Here is a 25783-nt window from a genome sequence, read left to right on the forward strand (position 1 = left end):
CGGCACCGACCCGACCGGCCAGGACCCCTCGCACGACGACCCGACCGGCCAGTACGAGCCACGCGAGGACGACACCGAAGACGGATCGGGCCTGTTCGACAACCTCGACGACGCGCCCGACGTCGATCGCGACGCGATCAGCGACTGGTACAACGACCTGAGCTAGGCGTCGGCGTGGGACGGCTCGGTCGGGCGGTCCCTGTCGCGGGCCCGGCGGGCCAGCGGCAGCAGGAACCACAACGTCGCGAACAGGACCGCGGCGAACGCCGCGATCACGATGGCGGCCCAGTTGCCCACCACGGCGTCGGTGAGCAGCAGCACGGTGAACGTCATCGCGACCGCCAGGCACGCCATGCCCCAGATCGCGAGCCGGTTCGCCACCTCGATGATCATCGGCCGCTCGCCCTGGCGGAACAGCACCCGGTGCCACGCGGCCGGCGCGGTCAGCAGCGCCACCGACACGGTCGCGAACAGCACCGCGACCAGGTGGACCACGTGCTGGAACGTCGTCGCGCGCGCGTAGGGCTCGGTGAACGCGACGGCCAGGAGGAAGCCGAACAGGAACTGCACGCCCGCCTGGGCGACCCGCAGCTCCTGCAGCAACTCGTTGACGTTGCGGGTGAGTCGTTCGTTCTCGGACTCCTCGCCCTTGGCAAGGCGGTCCTCGGTCTCGGCGGCCATTCCCCAGGATTACCTCGGCAAGGCTTCCAGGAAACCCGTCATTTCGGACCCGGCCGGACCGGGCTCGCCCGCCCGGTCGAGGTACTCCATGCCGCCGAGTGGGCCGGTAAGTCGTCGGTTACCGCGAACTCGCTCTCAGCGCAGCCGGTCGCCCGGCACCGGGTAGATGTAGTCGTTGCCGCCGGAGTTGGCGTGCACCACGAGCGGGCGGTCCGACCCCTTGGCCGAGGTGACCGCCACGTAGACGATCACGCCGGGGAACGGGTCGCCGATGGCCTGGATCGAGTGCTCGCCCGGGTCGTAGGAGCGCGGGTGCCAGCCCCACGGCAGGAGGCTCGAGTAGGCCACGCACTCGTAGCGGACCGTGCCGAGCGGGAAGCGTTCCGCTTGTGCGGCAAGGGTTTCCCGGACGCGCAGGTCCAGCGGGCCGGTGGTGCTGAAGGCCATGATCGCGTAGCCCGTCGACTCGTGCGTGACGAAGCGCAGCTCGTGGTTGTCGTAGATGCCCTTGTGCTGGGCGGTCGAGTAGACGGCGTGCGACTTGTTCGCCTTGCCGTTCTTGAACATCCCCTTCATGATCGCGGCGAACCCGCTCGGCTCCTCCAGCCGGCCGGCGAGGGTGCGTGCGTCCATCCGTGTCTCCTGTTTCTGGCGGCCCTGAAAGGGCGTGTCGCGCCCGTCCGTGGCTTCGGCGCTCAGCGGTCGGCGGCGCGGAGCCGGCCGACCGGCGGTGGGTCGTCGCGGCGCAGCGCGGTGCGCGGGGCGGGGAGGTCGTACATCGCGTGGAGCCGGGTGCGGACCCGCTCGAGCGGGTAGCGGTCGCCGTACACGCTCGCCTTGAAGATCACGCCCTCCATGACCGAGCGGAACATGACCTCCTCCAGCGCCGGGTCCTCGGCGCCGCGGGCCTCGAACAGCCCGCGCAGGGTGTTCTCCAGGAGGGTGAGCTGGTCGTCCTTGGTCTGCTCCACCCGCGCGAACAGCGGGAGCGTGGACGGGTGGGTCATGAGGCTCAGCGCCAGCCGCTGCACGGGCAGCGTGCTCGCCGCGGCGCGGAGGATGCCGTCGATCATCGTGGCCAGCCGCTCGTCCGGGCTGCCGGTGACGTCGAGCAACGTCGTCAGGCCGTCGAGGTAGCGGCCGAGAAGCTCTTCGGCGAGGTGCCGCTTGCCGGGGAAGTAGTAGGTGATCAACCCGCGGGAGACCCCGGCGCGGGCGGTGATGTCGGAGACCGTGGCGTTGTGGAAGCCCTTCTTCGCGAAGACCTCGAGCGCCGCGGCGAGGATCCGCTCCCGCGACCGTTCGCGCAGCTGCTCGTTGGCCTGCGCCGACCGTGGCGACACGTGCCTTACCTCGTCACTTCTGTCTCCGACCCCCCGCCTCTCACCGCCCTGACGGCGGTTGACTGTATCTACGTCCAGTCAATCCCGAAAGACTTTCACGGATTGAAGGTGAGATTTGTTCGCGGATTCTGCATTAAGAGACGTGCGTCCCGTAACGTAGGGTTCGGGGGTGCCGAACGCAACGCCGGCCCGCGGCCGGCCGAGGATCGCCGAGCTCGACGAGCGGATCCTCGCCGCGACCCGGGCGCTGCTGGCCGAGCACGGGTACCTCGGGCTGAGCATGGAGGCGGTGGCGAAGCGGGCGGGCGTGGGCAAGCAGACGCTGTATCGCCGCTGGCCACGGCGCCCGCTGCTGGTCTACAAGGCGTGTTTCGGCGGTGCCGAGCAGACCAGCGCGGAGCTGCCCGACACCGGCACCCTGGCCGGCGACCTCGCGCGCGCGACGGCCTACCAGGACCAGGTGTTCAAGCTGCCCGGGACGGTCGAGCTGATCAGCGGCATGGTGGCGGACTGCCTGGTCGAGCCGGACCTGATGGCCGCCCTGCGCAGGAAGATGATGCGCCCGGACCTCGACGTGGCCGCGACGATCTTCGCCCGCGCGGTGAAGAGAGGCGAACTCCCCCCGACGACCGACATCCACGCGCTGGCCGAGATCATGGCCGGCGCGATGTTCGCCCACCACATCCTCTACGGCGACAACGACCCCGGCTTCCAGCAAACCCTGTCGACGACCCTGTCGAAACTCGCCGACTAGCTGGTTCACCCGGCACGGCCGGCCACACCGACCCGGCCGGTGCGCCTTTCCTCTTTCGCCGCGAGCCATCCCCGGCTCGCCCTGTCCACGCCCGATCGGTCGACTCGCCCCGACCACGGTGGACCAAGATCCAACCGCAGCGCGGCTAGGTCATTTCCGGACATCGCCTAGCTGGTCCGGTAGGTCTGGGGGCTCACGCCGTGCTCGCGTTTGAAGGCGGTGCTCAGGGCGAACGAGCTGCCGTAACCCACCTCCCGGGCGATCGCGCCGATGGTCCGGTCCGGGTGCTGGCGCAGCAGGTCGGCGGCGAGCGCGAGGCGCCAGCTCGTCAGGTAGGCCATCGGGGGCTCGCCGACGGTCGTGGTGAAGCGGCGGGCCAGGGCGGCCCGGGACACGCCGATGTTCGCGGCCAGCTTGGCCACCGTCCACGGCTCGTCGGGCTGGTGCTGGAGCAGGCGCAGCGCCTGGCCGACCACCGGGTCCTCGTGCGCGCGGTACCAGGCCGGCGCGGCGGTGCCGGGCCGGGCGAACCACGTGCGCAGCGCCGTGATCAGCAGCAGGTCCAGCAGCCGGTCGAGCACCGTCTCCTGGCCCGGGACGTCCCGCACGATCTCCGCGGCCAGCAGCGGCACGAGGGGACTGGACCAGTCCGCGCCGGGCAGCACGATCAGCGGCGGCAGCGCCGCGAGCAGCCGCCTGCTGACCTCGCCGGTCATTCCGTAGGTGCCGGTGAGCATGATCGTCGGGCCGTCGACGCCATGGCCCCACGTGCGGATGCCGAGGTCGGCGAGCTCGGTGAGGTGCCCGCCGTCGGGAGTGCGGCACTCCTGGCCGGGCAGGATCAGCGCCTGCGGCGGCGTCCCAGGATCGTCGGCGACGAGGTACGGGGTCGGGCCGCACGCGATGGCGAGGTCGCCCTCGGCGAGCCGGACCTGCGGGCCGCCGTCGGGCACGACCCAGGCGTCGCCGCGGACCACCGCCACCACGGTGAGCGGCGCGCGGTCCTCGATGCGCAGCGCCCACGGCGGGGTGAGCACCGAGCGGAGCAGGAACGCGCCGTGTGCGCGGGGGCCGTCCAGCAGGGCGGCGAGGGGATCCATGCCCGAAGTGTAGACGCTGACGCATGGGATCGAGCTTCCCAGCTATGGAGAGTCTCATCGAACCCGGCTTGACTCTGTGTCATGACGAACAACACGAACTTCCTGGTGGTGGGTGGCACGGGCAAGACGGGCCGGCGGGTCACCGACCGGCTGCGGGCGCGGAACCTGCCGGTGCGCGCGGTATCCCGCTCGACCGAGCCGCCCTTCGACTGGTCCGACGAGACGACCTGGGGACCGGTGCTCGACGGCGTCGACACCGCCTACCTGACCTTCTACCCCGACCTCGTGCTCCCCGGCGCGCCCGAGATCATCCGCGCGTTCACCACGCTGGCCGTGGCCAAGGGCGTGCGCCGGCTCGTGCTGCTGTCCGGCCGCGGCGAGGAGGAGGCCGAGACCTGCGAGCGGGTCGTGCAGGAGGCCGGCGCGGACTGGACGATCGTGCGCTGCTCCTGGTTCGCGCAGAACTTCAGCGAGCACTTCCTGCTCCCGCCGGTGCTGACCGGGGAGATCGCCCTGCCGGTGGGGTCGGTGGCAGAGCCCTTCGTCGACCTCGACGACGTGGCCGACGTCGTGGTCGAGACGCTCACCTCGCCAGGCCACGACGGCCGGGTCTACGAGCTGACCGGCCCGCGGCTGCTGACCTTCGCCGACGTGGCGGCCGAGATCAGCGAGGCGGCCGGGCGCGAGGTCGGCCACCGGTCGGTGACACCGGAGGAGTTCGTGGCCGCGGCCACCGCGCTCGGGGTGCCGGCCGAGGAGGCGACCATGCTTGTCGAGCTGTTCGACCGGGTGCTCGACGGTCGCAACGCGCACGTGAGCGACGACATCGAGAGGGTCCTCGGCCGCCCGGCCACGGACTTCGCGGACTACGCGAAGGCCGCGGCGGCGACCGGGGTGTGGACGCAGTGAGCACGAGAGCCGAGGAGAAGTCGATGACCACCCTTTCCACGACCGCGCTCGTCGCGGCGACCGTCGCCGCCGGGCTGAGCGCCGGCCTGTTCTACGCCTACGCGTGCTCGGTGCTGCCGGGCCTGGCCCGCGGCGACGACAAGACGTTCGTCGAGGCCATGCGCGGCATCAACATCGCGATCATCAACCCGTGGTTCATGCTGTCCTTCCTCGGCGCGCCGCTGCTGGCCGGCGTCGCCGTCCTCCTGAACCTGCACCCCGGCCCGGCGCTGTGGTGGACGGTCGCGGGTTTCGCCTTCCTGGTGGCGACGCTGGTGATCACCCGCGTGGTGCACATCCCGATGAACAACGCCCTGGACGCCGGCCGGGACGGCTACGCGCAGCTGCGCGAGCGGTTCGAGGCCCCGTGGGTGCGGTGGAACGTACTCCGCGCGCTGGTGACGATCGCCGGGTTCGGCTGCCTGGTCGGCGCGCTCGTCAGCAGCCGCTAGAGCGGTCTGATGCGCAGCAGGGCGCGACCGTCCACAGTGGCCATCGTGCTCACCGACAGCCGGTTGTTGATCACGCTCTCCGCGAAGGCACCCGGGTCGGCGTACATGTCGATGGTGACCGTGCCGCCGCCGGTGGTCGAGCCGTCGATGTGCACGCCCTTCGGGCCGATCGTCGGGATCGACAGTTGGGTCACCCCGGTCGCGGGGTCCAGGTTGATCCGCACCGGCGCCCGCACGTCCACCTCGCAGGTCCCGTCGAAGCAGGCCTGGAGGTTGGCGCCGTCGGCGGCCTTCGGGAACGTCGGCTCGGCGGGCGGCGGCTCGGTCGTCGTCGGCACGGCCGTGGTCGTCGACGGGGCCAGCGTCGAGCCGATCGGCTGGCCCGAGACCTGCTGCCCGCCGCACCCGGCGAGCGTCGCCACGCCGAGCACGATCATCACCACACGGCGCACGGACGCCCTCCTTCGGCAGGGGTGGAGCCGGCCACTGGCATCATGGTCGACACGCGGTGCCGGAGTCTGTTGGGGGTTGTCGGGTGGACGGGTTCGACATACCCGGCTACCGGCTGACGCAGAAGCTGTCCGAGACCCACATGAGCGTGGTCTTCATGGCCGAGGATCTCACCTTCGACAACCGGCCGGTCGCGATCAAGATCCTCAAGCCGCAGCTCGCGCACGACGCGGAGTACCAGGCCCGGTTCCGCCGCGAGCTCGCCGTCGCGGCCAGGCTCAACCACCCGAACATCGTCGGCGTCCACGCCCGCGGCTCGACCAACCAGCACCTGGTCATGCCGTTCATCGACGGCACCACGCTGGCCGCCGTCCTGGCCGAGCAGGTCCGGCTCGACCTGCCGCGCACGGTGCGCATCGTCCGGCAGGTCGCCGCGGCGCTGGACCACGCGCACGCACGCGGCTGGGTGCACCGCGACGTCAAGCCGGGCAACATCATGCTCCACGCCGGGTCCGACCACGCGTACCTGATCGACTTCGGCATCGCCGCCGAGCTGGACGTCGAGCGCCGCACCGAGGTCGGCCGCACGGTGGGCACCGACGGCTACCTCGCCCCCGAGCTCCGGTCGGACATCGCCGAGCCGCAGGACCGCGCCCCGATCACCCGGCAGGCCGACATCTACTCCCTCGGCGTCGTCGTCTACCGCTGCCTCACCGGCCGGCTGCCGCACGACGACCAGCCCACCGAGGCCGGCCGCTGGCTCGCCCGCCAGGGCACCCCGCCGCAGCCGGTCAGCGCGCAGCGCCCCGACCTGCCGGCCGAGGTCGACCAGGTCGTCAACCGCGCGCTCGCGACCGTGGCCAACCGCTACGCCACCTGCACCGAGCTCGCCGACGCCCTCGACGCGCTGCTGACCGGCCCCGGGCTCCCGGTGCACCAGGACGTCACGCTCCCCCCGATCGACCCCGCGCCCGAGCCGGACACCCGGCCGACGGCGCCGCACCGGCCGAGCTGGCTCGCCGCCAACCGCAACCCGCTGCTGGTCGGCCTGCTCGCGCTGGTGCTGATCGCCGCCGGCATCGTGGTCTGGCAGGCCGTGCGCGACGACCCGAGCGGCCCGGACCTCAGCCGCGTCCCGGCCGCGCTCATCGGCGGCTGCCGCGAGGCCGGCACGGACTCGGGCCTGCCGGGCGCGGCGTCGGTGCTGCTGTGCCGGGACGGCACCCAGGAGGTCCGGTTCAGCCTGTTCGCCGACCGGTCCGGGATGGACCTCGCCTACGCCGCCGCGCTGCAGGACGCCAACATCCCGCGCGGCAACGGCGACTGCACCCGGGCCACCGGCGCCGAGCACCGCTACCCCGGCGGCGGCACGCAGACCGGGCGGGTCGTCTGCTGGTCCTCCGGCGGCGCCACCACGATGGTGTGGACCGACGACCGGCGGCGCACCGTGGCCCTCGCGCAGGCCAGCGAGTCCGGCGACGTCGGCCTCGCCGCGTCGTGGGCGAAATGGGTGGGCATCCCGGCGTTCCCCACCGCCGACGAGCAGGCGCTCATCGACCTGGTCGAGAAGCCGCGCTGCCAGCGGGCCGAGGCCGGCACGCTCGACTCGTTCCGCAACCTCACCGCCGCCATCGAGTGCGACGCCAACAGCCGGCTGGCCACCACCGTCAGCTACTACCGCTTCGGCGACCGGGACGGCCTGCGCCGCACCTACGACGGCCACGTCAGCGCCAACAACCCGCCGTCGGGCGTGCTCTGCACGGACAACCCGCCGGGCTTCATCGGCAACCGCCACTACGACCTGCGCAGCGTCGACCTCGGCGAGATGCTCTGCTACCCCGGCGAGCGCGGCACGCCCACGCTGGAGTGGACGGTCGAGCCGCTGCGGGTGATGGCCCGGGTGACCGGCAGCGACCCGGCCGACGTCGCCGAGTGGTGGAGCCGCGGGCTCGGCGTCCCGGCCGGCCGGATCGTCCCGGCGGTCAACAAGCAGGCCGACCCCGCGTTCCCGGACAAGGCCGAGCGCGCGCTGCTGGCGCACATCCCGCTGGCGTCCCAGGTCAACTGCATGCGCCCGTCGGCCGACCAGGTCCGCGACCTCGCCGGGAAGACCGGGGTGACGGCCGTGACCTGCGGGCCGACCAACGGTGCGGGTGCCGTGTACTACGTCCAGTTCCCCGACCTCGCCTCGATGAACACCAGCTACGCCGACGCGCTCGGCACGAGCGGCCCGGACTGCACCACCGCACCGAAGAACTTCACCGGCGACGCGCCCTACGCGCGGGGCGCGGCGAGCGGCCGGCTCGGCTGCGCGACGGTGAACGGGCAACTGTTCCTCACGTGGACGTCGAACGCCCTGCACATCGGGACCTTCGCCTACCAGGGCTACGACACGGACTCGCTCGTCGAGTGGTGGCGCGCCGAGGCGGGCCCGGTCTAGTCCGCCTCCCCGGGATTAAACGTGTGCGTTGCGTCCCGGCGAATAGTGCGGGTATCGAGGTGGATGGTGGCTGGGTGCCGTCACGGTCCCCTGAGGTTCCGGTGGTCGGCGCAGGACGTCACACGAAGATCTACGAGACAGGCCTTAGAAGTCCAGGTCGCCGAGCAGCGCCAGGTCCAGCGGCAGCAGCGTGGCGGTCTGCAGCAGCTCGTGGATGAGGTTGTCCTTGAGCTTGTTGCCCACCGGCTCGCCGACCTCCTCCCTGGTCAGCCCGCGCACTCCCTGGGTGGACAAGCGCTTGCGCACCGCGTCGGCCACGTTGGACGCGCGGTGCCAGTGCCAGCCCTCCTGACCCGGCGTGGCGTTGAGGTCGTCGGCCACCTGCTGCCAGGCCACCGGCTGCGGGTGCGGCTCCTGGCGCAGGTAGCGCTGCGCGAGCGCGGTGAGCACGAGCCGCTCGACCTCGCTGAGCCGGTAGGCCGGCGGCGCGGAGGTCGCCTCGTCGGTCGTGGACAGCGGGATCGTCGTGCTGAGCCCGACCACGCGGACCTCGAGCAGGTGCTGGCGGTCGGCGGAGCCGTCGATGAACAGCGGGCTGTAGCCCTTGGCCAGCGGCATGTTCCGGCCGGGCAGCAGCAGGTCGGCGGAGTTCGGCAGCCGGATCGGGCGGCGGCCGTCGTTGTGCAGCCACCACTGCCGGCCCGCGCAGACGATCCGGCCGTGCTGGCGGCTGATCTGCCCGTCGTCGGACCCGACGCACACCTCGACCTCGTCCGCGTGCCGGCCGAACCGGACCTGCAGGCGCTCCAGCGGCGGCGCGGCGAACCCGCCGCGTGCGCCGTAGACGAAGATGCTGCCGGGCGGTCCCGACGGCGACTTGGCGGCCAGGCCACCGGTCAGCGCGGGCAGCTTGCGCGGCGGGAACTCGGTGACATCGATCCCCACGTCGGCCTACCTTTCCGAGTCATCCGGGGCTTGGTCGAGCTGGTCGAGCAGGCGCAGGTCCGGCGGCACCAGCGTGGTGGACAGGACCAGCTCGCGGACCAGGTTGTCGTTGAGCTTGTTGCCGACCGGCTCGCCGACCTCCTCCCTGGTCAGGCCGCGCACGCCCTCGCGCGAGAGGCGCTCGCGGACGTCCTTGAGCAGGTGCTCGACCTTGCGGTGGGTCCAGCCGGCGTCGGGCCGCAGCTCCATCAGCTGCTCGGCCACCTGCTGGCGGGTGAGCGGCTGCGGGTCGGACTCGTGCAGCAGGTACCGCTGCCCCAGCAGCACCAGCGCGAGCCGCTCGTCGGGCAGGAGGCGCCAGGTCTTCGGCGGGTCGGTGAGGGCGTCGTGCCTGGTCAGCGGGCGCTGGCCGTCCGAGCCGGCGACGAACAGCTCCAGCAGGTGCTCGCGGCCGCGGGTGCCGGGCACGAACAGCGGCGTGTAGCCCTCGGCGAGCGGCAGCGACTCCTCGGCGGCGAACAGCCACTGCGAGCCGGGCAGCCGGATCGGCAGCTTGCCGGTGTTGCTCACCCACCACTGGCCGTGCTGGTGGGTCAGCATGCCGTGCTGGCGGCTGACCCGGCGGTCGTCCTCGCCGATGCAGACGTGCACCTCGGGCTTGTTGCGGCCGAAGACCACCGTGCGGCCCTCGCTCGGGCCGACCGTGATGCCGCCGCCGATGGCCAGCGCGTAGATCGCGCCCGGCGCCGAGCGCGGTATCCCGAACGCGAGGCTGTCGTGCGTCCTCGGGAGGCGTCGGCCCTCCACCGCCAGCGTGTCCACATGTCCTCCTCGCCCGGGGCCTTCAGTATGCGGCCGGTTGCCCGGGACCCCTCCCGGATCTACCTGCTCCGCAGCTCGAAGGCCATGAGGGTGGCACCAACCTGCACCGTTCCCGGCGTGTGCGGGGGGCTCGCCAGCTCGTGGGCCTCGGCCATCAGGTCGCCCAAACGTTTGCGGACGTCGGCCCACTGCTCGGGGGTGAGCCACAGGTCGGCGTCGGTGACGACCGCCGCGGAGTCCGGCAGCCGGTCGGCGACCCGCAGCCGGAGGTTGGTGATCAGCGCCTCGAGGAGCAGCGGCGAGGAGTCCCGGCGGTCGGACAGCGGGCTGCCCTTCACCGTGCGGTAGAGCCGTTCCCGGCCGCCGCGCTTGGGCCGGACCTCGGTGAGCTGGACCAGGCCGGCCCGGTCGAGCGTGCGCAGGTGCTGGCTGGCGAGGCCGTGGGAGATGCCGAGCTCGGCCGCGAGGGCGGCGGCGGACAGCGGGCCGCTCCACATCATCGACAGCATCCGCAGCCGGGTGGGATGGCCGAGGGCGCGCAGGACGGGGTCTACTTCCATCGACCGAGTATCCCACCCCCTAGTGATTGCTAGGGTGTCGTCGTGGACTTTCGTCGGATGTGGCTCGCGGACGCGATCAGCCAGCTGGGGACCCGGATGACGTTCCTCGCCGCACCGCTGGTCGCCGTGCTGTCGCTGCACGCGTCGGCGTTCGAGGTGGCGCTGGTGCGCGCGTTCGAGTCGCTCGGGGCGCTGCTGTTCGGGCTGGTGGCGGGCGCGTGGATCGACCGGGTGCGGTGCCGGCCGGTGCTGCTGGTCACCGACCTCGGCCGGTTCCTGGTGCTGCTGTCGATCCCGGCGGCGGCGCTGGTCGGGGTGCTCTCGCTGGGGCACCTGTACGTGGTGATGTTCGTGGTCGGCTCGCTGTCGATCTGGTTCAACGTCGCGCACCAGTCCTACCTGCCGCGCCTGCTGCCGGCCGACCAGCTGGTGTCGGCGAACGCGAAGCTGTCGGCCAACACGTCGGTCGCCGCGCTCGCCGGCGCCAGCGTGGGCGGCTTCCTGGTCCAGCTGCTCACCGCGCCGCTGGTGTTCACCGTGGACGCGGTGAGTTTCCTGTGGTCCGCGGCGTGGATCCGGTCGGTCCGGCACCGCGAGGAGCGCCCGCCCCGGCGGCCGGACCGCCATCTCGGCCGGGAGATCGCCGCCGGCCTGCGGTTCGTGGTGCGGCAGCCGCTGCTGCGGGCGATCGCGGGCAACACGGCGACGTTCGTGCTGTGGCAGTCGGCGCACTCGGCGGTGACCGTGGTGTTCCTGGTGCGCGAGATCGGGTTGTCGGCCGGGGTGATCGGCCTGATCAGCACGGTCGGGCTGGTCGGCGCGCTGCTGTCCTCGGCGGTCACCGGCCGGCTGACCGCGCGGTTCGGCCAGGCCAGGGTGTTGGTGGCGGCGGGGGTCGCGCTGGGGCCGGGCTATGTGGTGTCCGTGTTCACGACGCCGGGCTGGGGGCTCGCCTGGTTCGTGGCGAGCTCCGCGGTCGCGAGCTTCGGCATCGTGCTGATGGGGGTCACGGAGATGACGTGCCGCCAGGTCGTCTGCCCGCCGGAGCTGCTGGGGCGGGTGAACGCGACGATGGAGTTCACGATGTGGGCGGTGATGCCGGCCGGGGCGGTCCTCGGCGGCGGGCTGGCGACGTGGCTCGGGCTGCGGCCGACGATCCTGGTCGCCGGCGTGGGGACGTGTTTCGCCGCGCTCTGGCTGGTGTTCTCGCCACTGCGCCGGATGCGTGACTTCCCGGCGGCCTAGAACTGTCGGACCCCTGTGCCATCGTCTTGGTCATGGCACCTGACCTGCGCCTCGAACCCTGGTCCGACGGCGACCTCGAGCTGGAGCTGCGCGGCAACACCGCGGAGATGAAGGTCTTCCTGGGCGGCGAGGAGCCCGCCGACGCCATCGTCGCGCGCCACAAGCGGTTCCTCGAGCTGCCGGTCACCGGGGCCGGCCAGATGTTCCGGATCGCGTTACCCGACGCTCCCGGGGTCGGCAGCGTCGGCTACTGGGAGCGCGAGTGGCAGGGCGAGCAGGTCTACGAGATGGGCTGGCACGTGCTGCCGGAGTACCAGGGCCGCGGCCTGGCCAGTGCCGCGGTCCGGCTCGCGGCCGCCCACGCCAGGACGCACGGGCGACACCGTCACGCCCACGCGTACCCGAAGGTGGTCAACGGCCCGTCCAACGGCGTGTGCCGCAAGGCCGGTTTCACCCTGCTCGGCGAGGCCGACTTCGAGTTCCCGAAGGGCACGCTCATCCGCTGCAACGACTGGCGCCGCGACCTGCGGGTCGCGGCCGGTATGGAGGTGACACAGGCCAGTGGCCACGAGGTATGACGTGCGGCCCGCGGTCGCCATCGCGGTCGCCATCAACGACGGCATGGCGCACGAAGTCTGTCGGTGCCGGTCGCTAGCTTTGGCCGCATGCAGACCGTGATGCTGCCGGGCGTCGATCTCGCCGGGCTCGAGGACGCCGCCGGGCCCACGTCCTACGCGAGGGGCGCCACCTACGCGCGGCAAAACGCCGTCATCACGATGCGGTGGGACGAGTCCGAGAGCGCGATACGCGGGCGCGTCCACGGCCGGCTGGGCGACTTCTACACGACCACCGCCTACCTCAGCTCCGGCAGCGGGCCGGCCATGGAGTTCGCGCACGGGGAGTGCAGTTGTCCGGTGGGACTGGACTGCAAGCACGTGGTGGCGCTGGTGCTGACCGCGGCGGGGCACGGCAGCGCGCGGGTCGCCTCGAGCCGACGCCCCCAGCCGGCGAACTGGGCGCAGTCACTCGACTCGTTGCTCGACACGTGGGCCGCCGATGAGCGTGGCCGGCGGGCGGCCACACCGCTGGCGGTCGAGCTGACGCTGCCCGCCGACGCACCGAGAGCCGGGCTCACCGCGACGCCGAAGGTGTTCGCCCGGCTGGTGCGCCGCGGCCGGAACGGCTGGGTGGCCGGCGCGTTGAGCTGGTCGAAGCTCGGCGAACTCCGCTACCAGGGCGAGTTCGTCGCCACGCAGGTGCGGCTGCTCCATGAGCTCTACGCCCTGTACCGGTCGGGCGGAAGGCACGTCGGGTACTACTCCGGCGACGAGCGGTACCTCGATCTGTCCAGTTTCGACAGTGCGCGGCTGTGGTCGATGCTGGACGAGGCCGACGAGATCGGTGTGCGGCTGGTGCACGGGCGCACGCGGCTGGGGGACGTGGACCGGTACGGCTCCGCTCGGCTGCTTCTGGACGCCACCCGCGACCGACCGGATGGGCCGCTGGCGATCAGTCCGGTGATCAGGGTGGACGGGGAGGCCGTGGATCCCGCACCGGTCACGTTCATCGGCTCGCCCGGCCACGGAGTGGTCTACGTCGACCGCGCGGAGATGCAGGCGTCCACCGATCACCGCGAGTGGCGCCTCCGGCTCGCCAGGCTCGACGAGACCGTGCCCCAGCGGTTGCAGCAGATGGCGCTGGACAACCGTCGGCTCGAGGTTCCCGCCGCCGAACAGCCCAGGTTCGGCACCGACTACTACCCGCGGCTGCGGCACCTGGCCACGATGATCTCCTCCGACGACTCGTTCACGCCGCCCACGATCTCCGACCCGTTGTTGCTGCTGCACGCGCGATACGGCGCCGGCCACCAGCTGGATCTGCGGTGGGAGTGGACCTACGAGGTAGGCGACGCGCGGCTTCGGGTCCCGCTGGACGGTCCCGTCGCCGGCTACCGCGACACCGCCGCCGAGCACGCCGTGCTCGTCGGCCTCGACGACGTCCCGCTGGAGCGGTTCGGGTTGCGCACCACCGGCGCGCGGCCGACCCTCGTCTCACCCACCGCGCTGCGGGGCATCGACACGATGCTGTTCACCACCGAGGTGATGCCGCTGCTCGGCCGGCCCGGGGTCGTCGTGGAGATCGACGGCGACACGGCCGACTACCGCGAGGTGAGCGACTCGCTGTCGATCGGCGTGTCCACCGATGACGTGCCGGGAGAGACCGACTGGTTCGATCTCGGTGTCACCATCACCGTCGAGGGGCGGGAAGTACCGTTCCTCGACGTGTTTCTCGCGCTCGCCAGGGAACAGTCACACCTGCTGCTGCCCGACGGCGCCTACTTCTCCCTGGAGAAGCCCGAACTGCAGGCACTGCGCCGGCTGATCGAGGAGGCGCGCGCGCTGCAGGAGTCGTCCGACGGCACGCTGAAGATCAGCCGGTATCAGGCCGCGTTGTGGGACGAGCTGACCCAGCTCGGCGTGGTCGACCGGCAGGCGGCCGCCTGGGAGCGGCAGGTGAACGGCCTGCTGTCGCTCGAGTCCGTTGATCGCAAAGACGTGCCGACCACGCTCACCGCGCACCTGCGTCCCTACCAGGTGGACGGGTTCGGCTGGCTTGCCTTCCTGTGGGAGTTCCAGCTCGGCGGCATCCTGGCCGACGACATGGGCCTCGGCAAGACGCTGCAGGCGCTGGCGCTGATCTGCCACGCCAAGCAGTCCGGAGCCACCAGTGCCCCGTTTCTGATCGTTGCCCCGACGAGCGTCGTGCCCAACTGGGCGGCCGAGTCCGCGCGGTTCGCCCCCGGGCTCAACGTAGTGTCCATATCGGACACACTGCGGCGGCGCGACCAGTCCCTCGCGGAGGCGGTTGCCGGCGCGGACGTGGTGGTCACCACCTACACACTGGTGCGGCTGGACATCGACGCCTACGCGGACATGTCGTGGGCCGGACTGATCATGGACGAGGCGCAGTACGCCAAGAACCACCAGTCGAAGGTCTACCAGTGCCTGCGCCGGCTGCCGGCACCGGTCAAGCTCGCCATCACCGGAACGCCGATGGAGAACAACCTGATGGAGCTGTGGTCGCTGCTGTCGATCACCGCGCCGGGCCTGTTCCCCAGCCCGACCCAGTTCCGCGACTACTACGCCCGCCCGATCGAGAAGCAGGGCGACGCCGACCTGCTCGCGCAGCTGCGGCGGCGGGTCAGGCCACTGGTCAAGCGGCGCACCAAGGAACAGGTCGCCGCGGATCTGCCCGCCAAGCGAGAGCAGGTCCTCGAGGTGGACCTGCATCCGCGACACCGCAAGCTCTACCAGACCGTGCTCCAACGCGAACGGCAGAAGGTCCTCGGCCTGATCGAGGACATGAACCGGAACCGGTTCACGATCCTGCGGTCGCTGACGCTGCTACGCCAGCTGAGCCTGCACGCCGGACTCGTCGACGACAAGCACCACAACCTTCCGTCCGCCAAGATCGACACGCTGGCCGAGCAGCTCCGGGAGGTGACCGGCAGCGGCCACCGCGCACTGGTGTTCAGCCAGTTCACCGGTTTCCTGGCCACCGTGCGGGCGCGGCTGGACGCCGACGGCATCGAGTACTGCTATCTCGACGGCAAGACCAGGAACCGGCAGGAGGTGTTGCGGCGCTTCAAGGACGGCACGGTGCCGGTGTTTCTGATCAGTCTCAAGGCGGGCGGGTTCGGGTTGAACCTCACCGAGGCGGACTACTGCTTCCTGCTCGACCCGTGGTGGAATCCCGCGACCGAGGCACAGGCCGTGGACCGGACCCACCGCATCGGGCAGACCCGCAACGTCATGGTGTACCGCCTGATCGCCAAGGACACCATCGAGGAGAAGGTGATGGCGTTGAAGGCCAGGAAGGCGGCGCTCGTCACCAGCGTCATGGACGACGGCAACGTGTTCGGCACCGGCCTGGACGTGGACGACATCCGCGGCCTGTTCAGCTGAGACCCACTCGGGCCCCCGGCTGGGCACGGGAGGCTTCACCAGCGACAATGGATGCCGTGCAGCCCGCGGTCGCCGTCAACGCCCTGCGGATCGGCCCGTACCAGGTCGACCCGCCGGTGGTGCTCGCCCCGATGGCGGGCATCACCAACGTGGCGTTCCGCCGGCTGTGCCGCGAGTACGGCGCCGGCCTGTACGTGTGCGAGATGATCACCGCCCGCGCGATCGTCGAGCGTGATCCCAAGACCCGCCACATGATGACCTTCGACGCCACCGAGTCGCCCCGGTCGATGCAGCTCTACGGCGTCGACCCGGCCACCATGCGGGAAGCCGTCAAGATCATCATCGGCGAGGGCCTGGCCGACCACGTCGACACGAACTGGGGCTGCCCGGTGGCGAAGGTGTGCCGCAAGGGCGGTGGCGCGGCGCTGCCGTACAAGCGGCGGCTGTTCGCCAACATCATCGCCGCGTGCGTCGAGGCCGCGGCGCCGCACGGCGTGCCGGTCACGGCCAAGTTCCGGGTGGGCATCGACGACGAGCACCACACGTACCTCGACGCCGGCCGCATCGCCGAGGCCGAGGGTGCCGCGGCGGTGGCGCTGCACGCGCGGACGGCCGCCCAGCGTTACTCGGGCCAGGCCGACTGGACGCACATCGCCCTGCTCAAGGAGGCGGTGACGTCGATCCCGGTCCTGGGCAACGGCGACATCTTCACCGCGGGCGACGCCCTGGCGATGATGACCAAGACGGGCTGCGACGGCGTCGTGGTCGGCCGCGGGTGTCTCGGCCGGCCCTGGCTGTTCGGCGAGCTGCAGGCGGCGTTCGCCGGCGAGCCGGTGCCGGCGGGTCCCAACCTCGGCGAGGTGGCGCGGGTGCTGCGGCGGCACGCCGAGTTGCTGGTGGAGCACGACGGTCCGGACAAGGGCCTGCGCGACCTGCGCAAGCACATGGCGTGGTACTTCCTGGGCTTCCCGGTGGGCGCGGACCTGCGCCGCAAGCTGGCGATGGTCACCACGATGTCCGAACTGGACTCGTTGCTGTCCCAGTTGAACCCCGAAGCCCCGTTCCCGGCGGCGGCCGAGGGGCCCCGTGGGCGTCAGGGTTCGCCGGGCAAGGTGACGCTGCCGTACGGGTGGCTCGACGATCCGGACGACCCGTCGGTGCCGCTGGGCGCGGACCTGATGCACTCCGGCGGCTGAGTCATTTGCGGCAGGTGGCGCCCCGCAGCGCGACGGGCGCGCTCTCGTAGACCCGGTCGATGTCGGTGGCCTGGATCATGAAGCAGTACTTGCGCCCGGGCTCGATGTCGATGGTCAGCGAGTTCTTGCGCTGGGCGAGGTAGTACTGCGGCGGTTTCCCGTCCGCCGCCACGACCACGGCGAAGTCGAGCTCGCGCGAGCTGCGCCACCTGAGCTCGACGTGGTCGGTCTTGTCCACGGGTTCGGCAAGCTCGATCCGCACGTCCCCGAGAGTCGCCCCGGTGTCCCCCGGCGCCCGCTCACTGGAGGCGAGCTCGTCCGGCGCACTGCCGAGGATCAAGAAGAGCACCAGAGCGACGACCCCGACAAGAACCCCCGCGGCGATGCCGGCCTGAACCCAACCCCACCGCCACCCCCGCCCGCCCGAGCCCCCGACCTCGTCGTGCCCGGGCAACCCGCCGTGTCCCCGAGGAAAGTCGTCCTCCTCGAAGACACGAGTCCGCGGCGCCTCGTCGGCGGCCGCCCAGTAACCGTCGCCGGCCCCACGCTCGCGCGTCGACGGCAGGTCGGCATCCGGTTCCCGCACCGGTGACTCAGCGGGCGAGTCCGGATAGGACGGTGGCAGGTGCGGCCACCGCGGCGCCTGCGGCGCGGACGCCTGCGGAGACATCGCCTGGGGAGGCGGTTGCGGCAGGTGGTGCTGCTGAACCACCTGCTGCGAAGGCGGCCAAGGTGGCGGCGGCATGGACGGGAACGGCACCGGCCGCGGCCGCACCCCTGCCGCGACCGGAGGCTGCGGCGGAGCAGCCGGGCCATGGGGCCCGGGAGTCATCTCCGGCGCCACCGATGGACGCGAGCCCAGCCCCGGCCCCGAAGCCGGGTAGGGCGGCGCGGCACTCGCTGCCGACTGGGGCGGAGCCGAACCGGGCATACCCGGCTGGGCCCGCAGGCCAGCCGCGGCCGATCGCGACGACGCCGATCCGGAACCGGCCGGCTGGGGCACCGCCGGCTCGGGCACGACCGGCTGAGGCACGACCGGCTGGGGCACGGTCGGCTGGGGCACAGCCGGCTGAGGCACGACCGGCTCGGGGACGACCGGCTGAGGCACAGCCGGCTGGGGCACAGCCGATTCGGGCGTTACTGGCTGGGGCGGCAGGGCGGCCACCGCCGGCTGAGGCAGCGGCGGCGCCGAAGACGGGGTGGAAGCCGGCGGAACGGGCGGTGTCGATTCGGGCGCAGCGGGCTGCGCCGAAGCCGACCGCAGCGGACCCGGACCGGCCGCAGCCGGCAGGCCACCCCGTGCCGATTGCGGCGGAGCCGGCTGGGGCGGAGCCAGCGGCGCCGGCTGGGCCGGAGCCGGCGGCGCCGACTGGGGCGGATCAAGTGCCGCCGACTGGCCCGGAGCAGACAGGACCGACTGAGGCGGAGCCGACTGGAGCGGAGCAGGCAGGGCCGACTGAGGCGGAGTAGGCGAAGCAGGCTGAGCCGACTGAGGCGGAGCCGACTGAGCCGCTGTAGGCGGAACAGGCAGGGCCAACCGAGGCTCGGCCAACTGGGGCTGCGCCGACTGGGGCTGCGCAGGCGGTGCAGTAGGCCGGACCGCAGTAGGCCGGACCGCAGTGGGCCGGGCTGGCTGGGGCGGCGGGGCCGGAGGTAGGTGGGGTGGGGCTGGTCGCGCGGCGGGTGGTGCTGGGCGGGGTGCGGCGCCGACCATCTGAGGTGGCGTGGTCGGGACCAGCTGGGGTTGCGAGGTCGGCGCTGGGTGGGGTTGCGAGGTCGGCACCGCGTGGGGCGTGGAGGTCGGCGCTGGGTGCGGTGGCGTGGTCGGCGCTGGGTGGGGCCGTGTCGGGACCGGGTGTTGTGCGGCGGTGTGGGGTATCTGGGCGAAGTCGTCGAACTCGTCGTGGGGTGGGGGTGGCGGGGCGTGAGGTGCCGGCGGCAGGGCGGGGACCATCGCCGGGGAGGCGAAGTCGTCGAAGTCTTCTTCGGGGTGGGGGGGTGGGGTGGGCAGCAAGGCCGTCAGGTGGGCGACCACCTGCGCCGCGTCCGGGGGGCGGTGGGCCGGGTCGGTCGCGAGCAGGCGCGCCACCAGCGTCGTCAGGGCCACCGGGATGTCCTTGGCGTTGATGGCCGGCACGGGCTCGCCCAGGATGCGCAGTACGCGTTCGCCCGGTTGTTCGCCCAGGCGGCCGGGGTGCGGGGTGCGGCCCGCGAGCGCGTAGTGCAGCAGGGCGCCCAGGCCGTACAGGTCCGTGCTCTCGTTCAGCACCCCCGTGCGCAGCGTCTCCGGCGGCAGGAACTCGATCGCGTGCAGCGGGTCCCTCGCCAGGGCCTGGCGCAGCGTGATGCCGAAGTCGGCGACCGCGGGGGTGCCCGAGGCCCGGAACAACACGTTGTGCGGCGACATGCCGCCGTGAACGATCCCGGACTCGTGCGCCGCGGCCAGCGCGGTCGCGATCGCCCGGCCCAGGGTGACCGCTTCCGCGGCCGGCAGGGGGCCGTGCCGGTCCACCACCGACGCCAGGGACCGCGCGCACAGCTCCATCCGCAGCGCGGGCTCTCCACCGGACAGCTCATCAACCGCGTCCACCGGCAGGATCGAGCCGATCCGGCGCAGGCCGGACAACACCGCCTGCTCCTTGGTGAACGCCGCCATCGTCCGCTTGTCGAACCGCTTCGGGAACACCTTGTACGCCACCGGCGCGCCATCGCGGTGTCCGGAGTAGACAGTCGCGACCGGACCGTCACCGACCCGGCTCAGCTCCGTGACCGACACGGCCATCAGCGGACCCGGTCCAGGTAGGCGCAGCTGTTCAGCAGCAGCTCACGCACATCACCGAGGAGCCCGTCCAGCAGGTCCACAACGGACACCGGCGCGCCGAGCCCCGCCGCGACCTTCTCCCGCACCTCGCACGTGTGCCACAGGCTCGGCGCGAGGTGTCCCCATTGCCACAACTCGTATGCCATCGCGTCCAGCTCGGCCACCGGCGGCAGGCCCGGGAAGCCCACCCGGTACCGGTCGGGCTCGGACGGCGAGTTCCCCAAACCGACCAGCAACGGCCGCAGCCGGTAGGACTCCGCGAACCGGCGCGGCTCGTCCGCCACCACGAGCGCGCCCAGCGCCACCAGCCGGTCGACCGCCGCGGGCCCACCCGGCAACGAGCTGTCGGCGGCCAGCGCGAGCACATCGGACACCGCCCACGCCCGCCGGCCGTTCTCCGCGGTGCCGTGCGCCAGGACCCAGACGCCGAACTCGTCCGCGCTCAGCAGCCGGTGCTCGAGGCCGACCCGCACGACATGCTGCCCGTGGGCCGGGCGCTCTCCCATGTAGTGGCCGACCGGGAAGACCGTCATCGCACGCCCTCGATCCGCACGTCGAGGCACGCCACCCGCGCCACCAGCAGCTGGTGCAGCGACCCGAGCGCCCCCGCGAGCACCCGCGCCGGGTCCGTCACGTCCGCGTCGTCCGCCCCGGCCCGCGTGGCCACCTCGGCCGACTCGCGGCACGCCAGCCACAGGTCCGGCGACAGGTGCGCCCACTGCCACAGGTCGAACAGCGCGCCGGTCATCATCACCAGCGGCTGGTACAGCAGCCCCACCGAGAACAGCCACGGCTCCTCGGCCGTGTTGCCGAGCCCCAGCGCGAGCGGCAGCAACCGGTGCGCGGCCGCGAACCGCTGCGCGGAGTCCGGCGTGACCTCCGCCAGCAGCCCGCGATCGCGCAGCGCGGCGACCGCGTCCGGCGAGGACAAGGGCGAGGACAGGTCCGCCGGCGTGCACGAGACGGTGTCCCCGGAGGGAATGCCGTGCGCCAGCGACCAGACCTGGAACTCCTCTGTGGACAGTTCGACGATCTCCGCGCCGAGCCGGACCTGCCGCACCGCGGCAGCGCCGTCGCCCGGGTGGAAGGCACCCAGGTCGTGGCCGACCGGCAGGACGATCGCCGCCACGAGCTCCACCTCCGTGTCCGCTAGCTGCCGACCCCGTTCCCCGGTCGGGTCTGTCCAGTCATCGTAAGTGCGCCCACCGGAACCGGTGGACCCGTCGGCATGTTGCTGCCGCCGGTCGCGGAAACGGAGCTGACATGAACACCACTGGCCTGGTCCGGGTGACGGTGGCCGCGCCGGCCCGGCGGATCGACCTGGCCCTCCCGGAACGCTCCCCGCTCGCCGAGCTCCTCCCCGCCCTGCTCGGGCACGCAGGCGAGGATCTCGCGGACGCGGGCGCCACCGCGGGCGGCTGGGTGCTGCGCCGCGCGGACGGCACCGTGCTCGAGCCGGCCCGCACGCTCGCCGCGCACCGGGTGCGTGACGGCGAGGTCCTGCACCTGACCCAGGCGCACACGGACTGGCCGGAGCTCGAGTACGACGACCTCGTCGACGCGATCGCCACCGGCTCGTCCCGGCTCGGCACCACCTGGGGCCCGCGGCACACCAGGGCCACGGGCCTCGCGCTGGCCGCACTCGCGACCGTGCTGTGCCTGGTCGCGGTGCTGCGGGCCGGGCCGCCGTGGTCCGGGCCCGGCGGGTGGGCGCTCGGCGCGGCCGCGTTGCTGCTGTCCGCCGGCGTGCTGCTGGCGAGGACCGGCGGCGACGCGGGTGCGGGCGCGGTCACCGCGCTGACCGCGCTGCCGTTCGCGTTCGCCGGCGGCGGGCTGGTGCTGGCCGGCGACCGCGGGTTCGCCGACCTGGGCGCGCCGCACCTGCTCGCCGCGTGTGCCGCGCTGCTGCTCGCGTCGATGGTGGGGCTGTTCGGTGTGGTGGACAGGGCCGCGTTGTTCGTCGGCGGCGGGACGGTGGGCGTGCTCGGCGTGGTCGGCGGCTGGCTCGCCACCTGGGACTCGCTGGAGGGCTACGAGGCCGCCGCGCTCGTCGCCGGTCTCGGGCTCGCGTTCTCGCCGATGCTCGCGCCGCTGTCGCTGCGGCTGTCCCGGGTGCCGATGCCGGTGCTGCCCCGCGGCGCCGCCGACCTGCTGCGTGACGACCCGCAACCGCCGCGCCGGCTCGTCTACGCGGCCGTGCTGCGGGCGGACAGCCTGCTGTCGGGCATGGTCGGCGGCCTCGCGATCGTCGCGAGCCTGTGCCAGTGGCTGCTGATCCGCAGCGACAGCACCGCCGGGACGATCCTCGTCTGCCTGCTCACCGCCGGGTTCCTGCTGCGTGCCCGGCTGTACCCGATCGTCCGGCAGCGGCTGCTGGTGCTCGGCGCGGGCGTGGCCGGCGCGGTGTGCCTGGTGGTGGACCCGCTGATGGCCGACCGCACCGAGCTGCTCGCGATGACCGGGCCGGTGCTGCTGCTCACGGGCGCGGTGGTGGCGATGCTCGGGTTGCTGCACAGCACCCGCAAGCCCAGCCCGTACCTCGGCCGGTACGCGGAGATCCTGGAGGTGCTCGTGATGCTGGCGATCCTGCCGGTGCTGTGCTCGGTGCTCGGGCTGTACGGCTACGTGCGCGGGCTGGGGGGCTGACATGGCGTCCAAGCGCGACCAGCTCCACGCCTACCAGTTCCTGGTGCAGCGCACGGTTTCCGCGCTGGTGACCAGGGAGACCGACCCCGAGCAGCCGCCGTTCCGCCGGCCGGGCAACGCCGCGTTCGGCGGGCTGGCGCTGGCCGTGATCGCGCTGGCGGCGGTCGGCGTCTACGGCATCCTCGTGCCGGGCGGCAACGACTCCTGGCGCGACGGCAAGTCCGTGGTGGTCGAGAAGGAGACCGGCACCCGCTACGTCTACCTCGACGAGCGGCTGCACCCGGTCGCGAACTACACCTCGGCGCTGCTCGCGATCGACAGCAGCGCGAAGACCGTGACCGTGTCGCGCAACTCGCTGATGGGCGTACCGCGCGGGCCGCGGATCGGCATCCCCGACGCGCCCGACGCGTTGCCCGGCAAGGGCCAGCTGATGAGCGGCGGCTGGACGATGTGCTCGCAGCCGCTGGCCGACCCGACCGGCACGATGGTGCCGCGGTCGGTGCTGATGGTGGCCCAGCAGCCGGCGACCGGGGAGCGGCTCGGTGCGAACGCCGTGCTGCTGACCGCCGGCGAGGAGACCTTCCTGGTGCACAACGGATACCGGCACCGGATCGCGCCCGGTGACCTGACGACGGTGTCGGTGGCGCTGCGGCCGACGCCCGCGCTGCGGGTGAGCCCCGCGGTGGTCGAGGCGCTGCCCGTCGGCCTGCCGCTGCGGCCGATCCCGGTGCCCGGGGCGGGAAAGCCGTCCTCCGCGATCGCCGGGCGGCCGGATCTGCGCGCCGGGCAGCTGTTCGTCACGACGACCTCCCGCGGGGTGCAGCACTACCTCGTCGAGCCGGCGCGGCTGCGCCCGATCACCGAGCTGCAGTACGACATCCAGCGCGCCTTCGCGCCGACGGCGGCCGCGTACCCGGGGTCCAAGCCGGTGGGCCTGCCGCTGGACCTGCTCGACGCGGGCAGCGCGCGCATGGCCACGGTCGCGGCGCCGCGCGCGGCCGACCCGCCGAGCGAGCGGCCGGAGTTCACCTACGGGGCCGACGACGCGACCGTGTGCCTGACGTTCTCCCGACACCGCTTCGTGCCGACGGTGACGATGGAGCCGGCGATGCCCGAGATCGACCCGATGACCGCGACCCCGCGCCGGACCACCGGCGGCACGGCCCTCGCGGACCGGGTCAGCGTGCCGGCGGGACACGCGGTGGTGGTGGAGTCGATGCCGAGCGAGGACGCGCCCCGGGGCACGCTGATGGTGGTGACCGACATGGGGATGAGCTACCCGCTCGCGGACCAGAAGGTGCTCGAGGTGCTGGGGTACGCGGGGATCGAGCCGGTGCGGATGCCGGCGGGCCTGGTGGCCCGCATCCCGATGGGCAGTGGCCTCAGCCACGAGGCCGCGATGCGCCGGTAAGCCTGTCGGTCCAGCAGTCGCTTGCAGACCGGCCAGCCGTCGCGGGCGAGTTGCCTCGTCAGGTCGGCCGCCGGTCAGGGTTTCTCGGTCACCGCGGATCTCCCGCCGGGCGTCTTCGCCGGGCGGCGTGCCGGTTGGGAGCGGCCGGTGGTGGACGACCGCACGTCGACCACCGCACGTCGAGCACCGCCCGGAGCGCTGTCCGTGCCGTCATGACGCCAGACACCCGACGGCCCCGGGAAGGCTCTCCCCGGGGCCGTCGCGCGTTTCTCGTCAGCGGGCCCGGTGGCCCGTCGGGAACGCCTCGGCCGCCACGACCGGGGCGGGGGCCGGCTCCGCTACCTGCCACAGGTCCTCGTCGATGAGTTGGACCGTCGTGGGCACGTCGGACTCCGGTGCGGTGGCGCGGGTGCGGGCCGTGAACGCGTGAAGGTCCGCCTTCCCCGCCTTGCCGCTGAGCACCGCGGGCAGGCCGGGGGTCGGCTCGTCGCGGCGGCGGTTGCGGCCTGGGCGCTGGGCCGCGCCGGAGCCCGGGCCGCCACCGCGGCCACCGCCGGCCGCGGCGCCACCCATCGGCGGCATCATCGGCGGTATGCCGCCACCGGCACCCGTCGTGGACTGGGCGGCGGTCGGACCGCCCTGGGCCGCCGGGGCCGTGCCGGCGGTCGGCACGGGCGGCGTGGAGACGGTCGGCCCCGCGGCCGGGATCGAGCCCGACGCGGCCGAGCCACCGATGCTGACGCCCGGGATCCGGCCGCCACCACCGAAACCGCCACCTCCGCCACCACCACCGCCGCGGATGCCGGCCCCGGGAAAGGCCGGCGGGATCATCGGCATCATCGGCCCGCCACCACCGGGCACGACCGGCGGGCCGAGGGGGGTCGCCGGCGGCAGGGTGGGCGGCGGGATGGTCGGCGCGGCACCGAGCCCACCGGCCAGCGACGGGTCCGGAGCGCTACCGCCACCACCTGCCGGCCCGGCGGGCGACGCGCCCCCCTGCGACGGGCCGGCCCCGGCCTGAGCCGGATTCGCCGCCTGGCCGGGCGCCGCCTGGTTCGCCTGGGTCGCGGTCGACGGGTCGGCGCCGGCAGGACTCTGCGCACCCGGCGCACCCGACGGCGACTGGCCGGGCGACGTGCCGGGCGCACTCCCCGGCGCCGGCGCCTGCTGCTGCCAGTCGCTGCCGCTGCCGGCGCCGCGGACGGCGTTCGCCGCGGCGTCCCAGGTTCCGTCCAGCGCGGTCATCGCCTGGCCGTTGGCCTCCTGGTAGGGCTTCTCGATCGCCCGCTGGATACCGGCGAAGTCCTGGCCGGGGGTGGGTGGCGTGTTGGCGAGGGCCTCCTGCGCCTTCCGGAAGTTCTCCTCGACGATCCGCAGCGTATCCACGATCCCCTTGGCGACGTCCCCCAGCGCCTTGTCGGGCTTGTTCGTCTCGATGTTGCGCGCCCACGTGTCGACCACCTGCTTGGCGTTGCGGGTGTTGCGCACGAACAGGTCCCCGGCCCGGTCCGTCCACTTGGGCTCGACCGCGTCCGTGGCCTTGCCCATCGAGATGCCCGCCTCGTTGATCTCCGTGAACGCCGTGCGCCACATCTGCGCCTTGGCGTTCAGCGCGTCGGTGAGCGTGGCCTCCTTGCGCATGAGGTCGACCTGCGCCTGCAGGGGCATGCTCGCGTAGTCAGCCATTGGTCGCCTCCGGTGCCAGGCAGAGAACGGGCGCGACGATGTTCTGCACCTTGGTCGCGCTCTCCACGTCGGCGGTCATGTAGGTGTTCTTGGAGAAGTCGGCCTTGTTGGCGAACGCCTCGATGCCCTGGTTCGTGTCGCCGCAGAACTTCAGCAGGTGCTCGGTGATGGGCTTGTCCACCGCGTTGAAGTTCTGGCCCCCCTTCATCCCGGACTGGATCTCGTCGGCAGAGGTCGGCATGGCCGGTCCCTGCGCCGGGTAGGTCATCGCACTGGGATCACCTATGAGCGCATTGCTGTTTTCGAGCATCTCTCCTC

23 protein-coding genes and 1 pseudogene are annotated in these 25783 nt (G+C 72.7%); 10 read left to right on the forward strand and 14 right to left on the reverse strand.

Annotated elements, in window-relative coordinates:
- Positions 1 to 162: 162 nt before the first annotated feature.
- The 3 genes from VGD70_RS07385 to VGD70_RS07395 form a co-directional block, all read right to left on the reverse strand.
- Positions 163 to 681, reverse strand: a complete 519-nt coding sequence (locus VGD70_RS07385; protein ID WP_331079438.1) for a DUF6328 family protein — start codon at positions 679 to 681, stop codon at positions 163 to 165.
- Between the two features lie 135 nt (positions 682 to 816).
- On the reverse strand, positions 817 to 1314 hold the full coding sequence (locus VGD70_RS07390; RefSeq protein ID WP_331079440.1) for a hypothetical protein: 498 nt from the start codon (positions 1312 to 1314) through the stop codon (positions 817 to 819).
- Positions 1315 to 1376: 62 nt separating this feature from the next.
- Positions 1377 to 2024 (reverse strand): TetR/AcrR family transcriptional regulator, encoded by a 648-nt coding sequence (locus VGD70_RS07395; RefSeq protein ID WP_331079442.1) that lies wholly within the window; start codon positions 2022 to 2024, stop codon positions 1377 to 1379.
- Positions 2025 to 2193: 169 nt separating this feature from the next.
- On the opposite strand from VGD70_RS07395, the gene VGD70_RS07400 reads away from it, so the two are divergent.
- The gene (locus tag VGD70_RS07400) at positions 2194 to 2778 is read left to right on the forward strand and encodes a TetR/AcrR family transcriptional regulator (RefSeq protein WP_331079444.1); all 585 of its coding nucleotides are present in this window, start codon (positions 2194 to 2196) and stop codon (positions 2776 to 2778) included.
- 167 nt (positions 2779 to 2945) lie between these two features.
- Here VGD70_RS07400 and VGD70_RS07405 read toward each other — a convergent pair whose 3' ends face one another.
- Positions 2946 to 3878 carry an AraC family transcriptional regulator gene (locus tag VGD70_RS07405; protein ID WP_331079446.1) on the reverse strand — a complete coding sequence of 311 codons (933 nt, stop codon included), beginning with the start codon at positions 3876 to 3878 and terminating at the stop codon, positions 2946 to 2948.
- Between the two features lie 81 nt (positions 3879 to 3959).
- Between VGD70_RS07405 and VGD70_RS07410 the strand changes: the two genes are divergently transcribed.
- Positions 3960 to 4787, forward strand: a complete 828-nt coding sequence (locus tag VGD70_RS07410; protein WP_331079448.1) for an NAD(P)H-binding protein — start codon at positions 3960 to 3962, stop codon at positions 4785 to 4787.
- A 23-nt stretch (positions 4788 to 4810) separates the two neighbouring features.
- Complete coding sequence (locus tag VGD70_RS07415; RefSeq protein WP_331079450.1) at positions 4811 to 5278, forward strand: DUF1772 domain-containing protein; 468 nt, start codon at positions 4811 to 4813, stop codon at positions 5276 to 5278.
- Here VGD70_RS07415 and VGD70_RS07420 read toward each other — a convergent pair.
- A complete protein-coding gene (locus tag VGD70_RS07420; RefSeq protein ID WP_331079452.1) occupies positions 5275 to 5730 on the reverse strand; it encodes a hypothetical protein in 456 nt (151 codons plus the stop codon). The two genes, VGD70_RS07415 and VGD70_RS07420, sit on opposite strands and share 4 nt — an antisense overlap.
- An 83-nt stretch (positions 5731 to 5813) precedes the next feature.
- Here VGD70_RS07420 and VGD70_RS07425 point away from each other — a divergent pair, with 83 nt between their 5' ends.
- Positions 5814 to 8168 (forward strand): serine/threonine-protein kinase, encoded by a 2355-nt coding sequence (locus VGD70_RS07425; protein ID WP_331079454.1) that lies wholly within the window; start codon positions 5814 to 5816, stop codon positions 8166 to 8168.
- A 144-nt stretch (positions 8169 to 8312) separates the two neighbouring features.
- On the opposite strand, the gene VGD70_RS07430 is transcribed toward VGD70_RS07425, so the two are convergent.
- From VGD70_RS07430 to VGD70_RS07440, 3 genes are read right to left on the reverse strand one after another with little or no spacing between them, the layout of a single operon-like run.
- Positions 8313 to 9113, reverse strand: a complete 801-nt coding sequence (locus VGD70_RS07430) for an FHA domain-containing protein (RefSeq protein ID WP_331079455.1) — start codon at positions 9111 to 9113, stop codon at positions 8313 to 8315.
- A 6-nt stretch (positions 9114 to 9119) separates the two neighbouring features.
- Entirely contained in the window at positions 9120 to 9935 is an 816-nt protein-coding gene (locus VGD70_RS07435) for an FHA domain-containing protein (protein WP_331079456.1), read from the reverse strand.
- Between the two features lie 59 nt (positions 9936 to 9994).
- Complete coding sequence (locus tag VGD70_RS07440) at positions 9995 to 10495, reverse strand: ArsR family transcriptional regulator (protein WP_331079458.1); 501 nt, start codon at positions 10493 to 10495, stop codon at positions 9995 to 9997.
- A gap of 42 nt (positions 10496 to 10537) precedes the next feature.
- Here VGD70_RS07440 and VGD70_RS07445 point away from each other — a divergent pair, with 42 nt between their 5' ends.
- The 4 genes from VGD70_RS07445 (at position 10538) to dusB (ending at position 16901) form a co-directional block, all read left to right on the forward strand.
- Entirely contained in the window at positions 10538 to 11740 is a 1203-nt protein-coding gene (locus tag VGD70_RS07445; protein WP_331079460.1) for an MFS transporter, read from the forward strand.
- A 32-nt stretch (positions 11741 to 11772) separates the two neighbouring features.
- Positions 11773 to 12318, forward strand: a complete 546-nt coding sequence (locus VGD70_RS07450; RefSeq protein WP_331079462.1) for a GNAT family N-acetyltransferase — start codon at positions 11773 to 11775, stop codon at positions 12316 to 12318.
- 87 nt (positions 12319 to 12405) lie between these two features.
- Positions 12406 to 15705 (forward strand): SNF2-related protein, encoded by a 3300-nt coding sequence (locus VGD70_RS07455; protein ID WP_331079464.1) that lies wholly within the window; start codon positions 12406 to 12408, stop codon positions 15703 to 15705.
- Between the two features lie 47 nt (positions 15706 to 15752).
- The gene (dusB, locus tag VGD70_RS07460; RefSeq protein ID WP_414637908.1) at positions 15753 to 16901 is read left to right on the forward strand and encodes a tRNA dihydrouridine synthase DusB; all 1149 of its coding nucleotides are present in this window, start codon (positions 15753 to 15755) and stop codon (positions 16899 to 16901) included.
- Position 16902: 1 nt separating this feature from the next.
- On the opposite strand, the gene VGD70_RS07465 is transcribed toward dusB, so the two are convergent.
- The 4 genes and pseudogenes from VGD70_RS07465 to VGD70_RS07480 all read right to left on the reverse strand — a co-directional run bounded on the left by VGD70_RS07465 (position 16903) and on the right by VGD70_RS07480 (position 20851).
- Positions 16903 to 17487 (reverse strand): hypothetical protein, encoded by a 585-nt coding sequence (locus VGD70_RS07465; protein ID WP_331079468.1) that lies wholly within the window; start codon positions 17485 to 17487, stop codon positions 16903 to 16905.
- Positions 17488 to 18984: 1497 nt separating this feature from the next.
- Positions 18985 to 19683 (reverse strand): annotated as a pseudogene (locus VGD70_RS36910) (serine/threonine protein kinase); the annotation flags it as partial.
- A complete protein-coding gene (locus VGD70_RS07475; RefSeq protein ID WP_331079472.1) occupies positions 19683 to 20255 on the reverse strand; it encodes a hypothetical protein in 573 nt (190 codons plus the stop codon). The pseudogene VGD70_RS36910 and the gene VGD70_RS07475, both read right to left, overlap by 1 nt.
- Complete coding sequence (locus VGD70_RS07480) at positions 20252 to 20851, reverse strand: hypothetical protein (RefSeq protein WP_331079474.1); 600 nt, start codon at positions 20849 to 20851, stop codon at positions 20252 to 20254. The genes VGD70_RS07475 and VGD70_RS07480 overlap by 4 nt, the downstream gene beginning before the upstream one ends.
- A 134-nt stretch (positions 20852 to 20985) precedes the next feature.
- On the opposite strand from VGD70_RS07480, the gene eccD reads away from it, so the two are divergent.
- Together eccD and eccB are read left to right on the forward strand one after the other, a co-directional pair.
- The gene (gene eccD, locus VGD70_RS07485) at positions 20986 to 22368 is read left to right on the forward strand and encodes a type VII secretion integral membrane protein EccD (RefSeq protein WP_331079476.1); all 1383 of its coding nucleotides are present in this window, start codon (positions 20986 to 20988) and stop codon (positions 22366 to 22368) included.
- Position 22369: 1 nt separating this feature from the next.
- On the forward strand, positions 22370 to 23779 hold the full coding sequence (eccB, locus tag VGD70_RS07490) for a type VII secretion protein EccB (protein ID WP_331079478.1): 1410 nt from the start codon (positions 22370 to 22372) through the stop codon (positions 23777 to 23779).
- A 273-nt stretch (positions 23780 to 24052) separates the two neighbouring features.
- On the opposite strand, the gene VGD70_RS07495 is transcribed toward eccB, so the two are convergent.
- A complete protein-coding gene (locus VGD70_RS07495; RefSeq protein ID WP_331079480.1) occupies positions 24053 to 25465 on the reverse strand; it encodes a hypothetical protein in 1413 nt (470 codons plus the stop codon).
- A complete protein-coding gene (locus VGD70_RS07500) occupies positions 25458 to 25775 on the reverse strand; it encodes a hypothetical protein (protein WP_331079482.1) in 318 nt (105 codons plus the stop codon). The genes VGD70_RS07495 and VGD70_RS07500 overlap by 8 nt, the downstream gene beginning before the upstream one ends.
- Positions 25776 to 25783: the final 8 nt, after the last annotated feature.

This window comes from Actinophytocola sp., assembly GCF_036402745.1.
Lineage (GTDB): Bacteria > Actinomycetota > Actinomycetes > Mycobacteriales > Pseudonocardiaceae > Actinophytocola.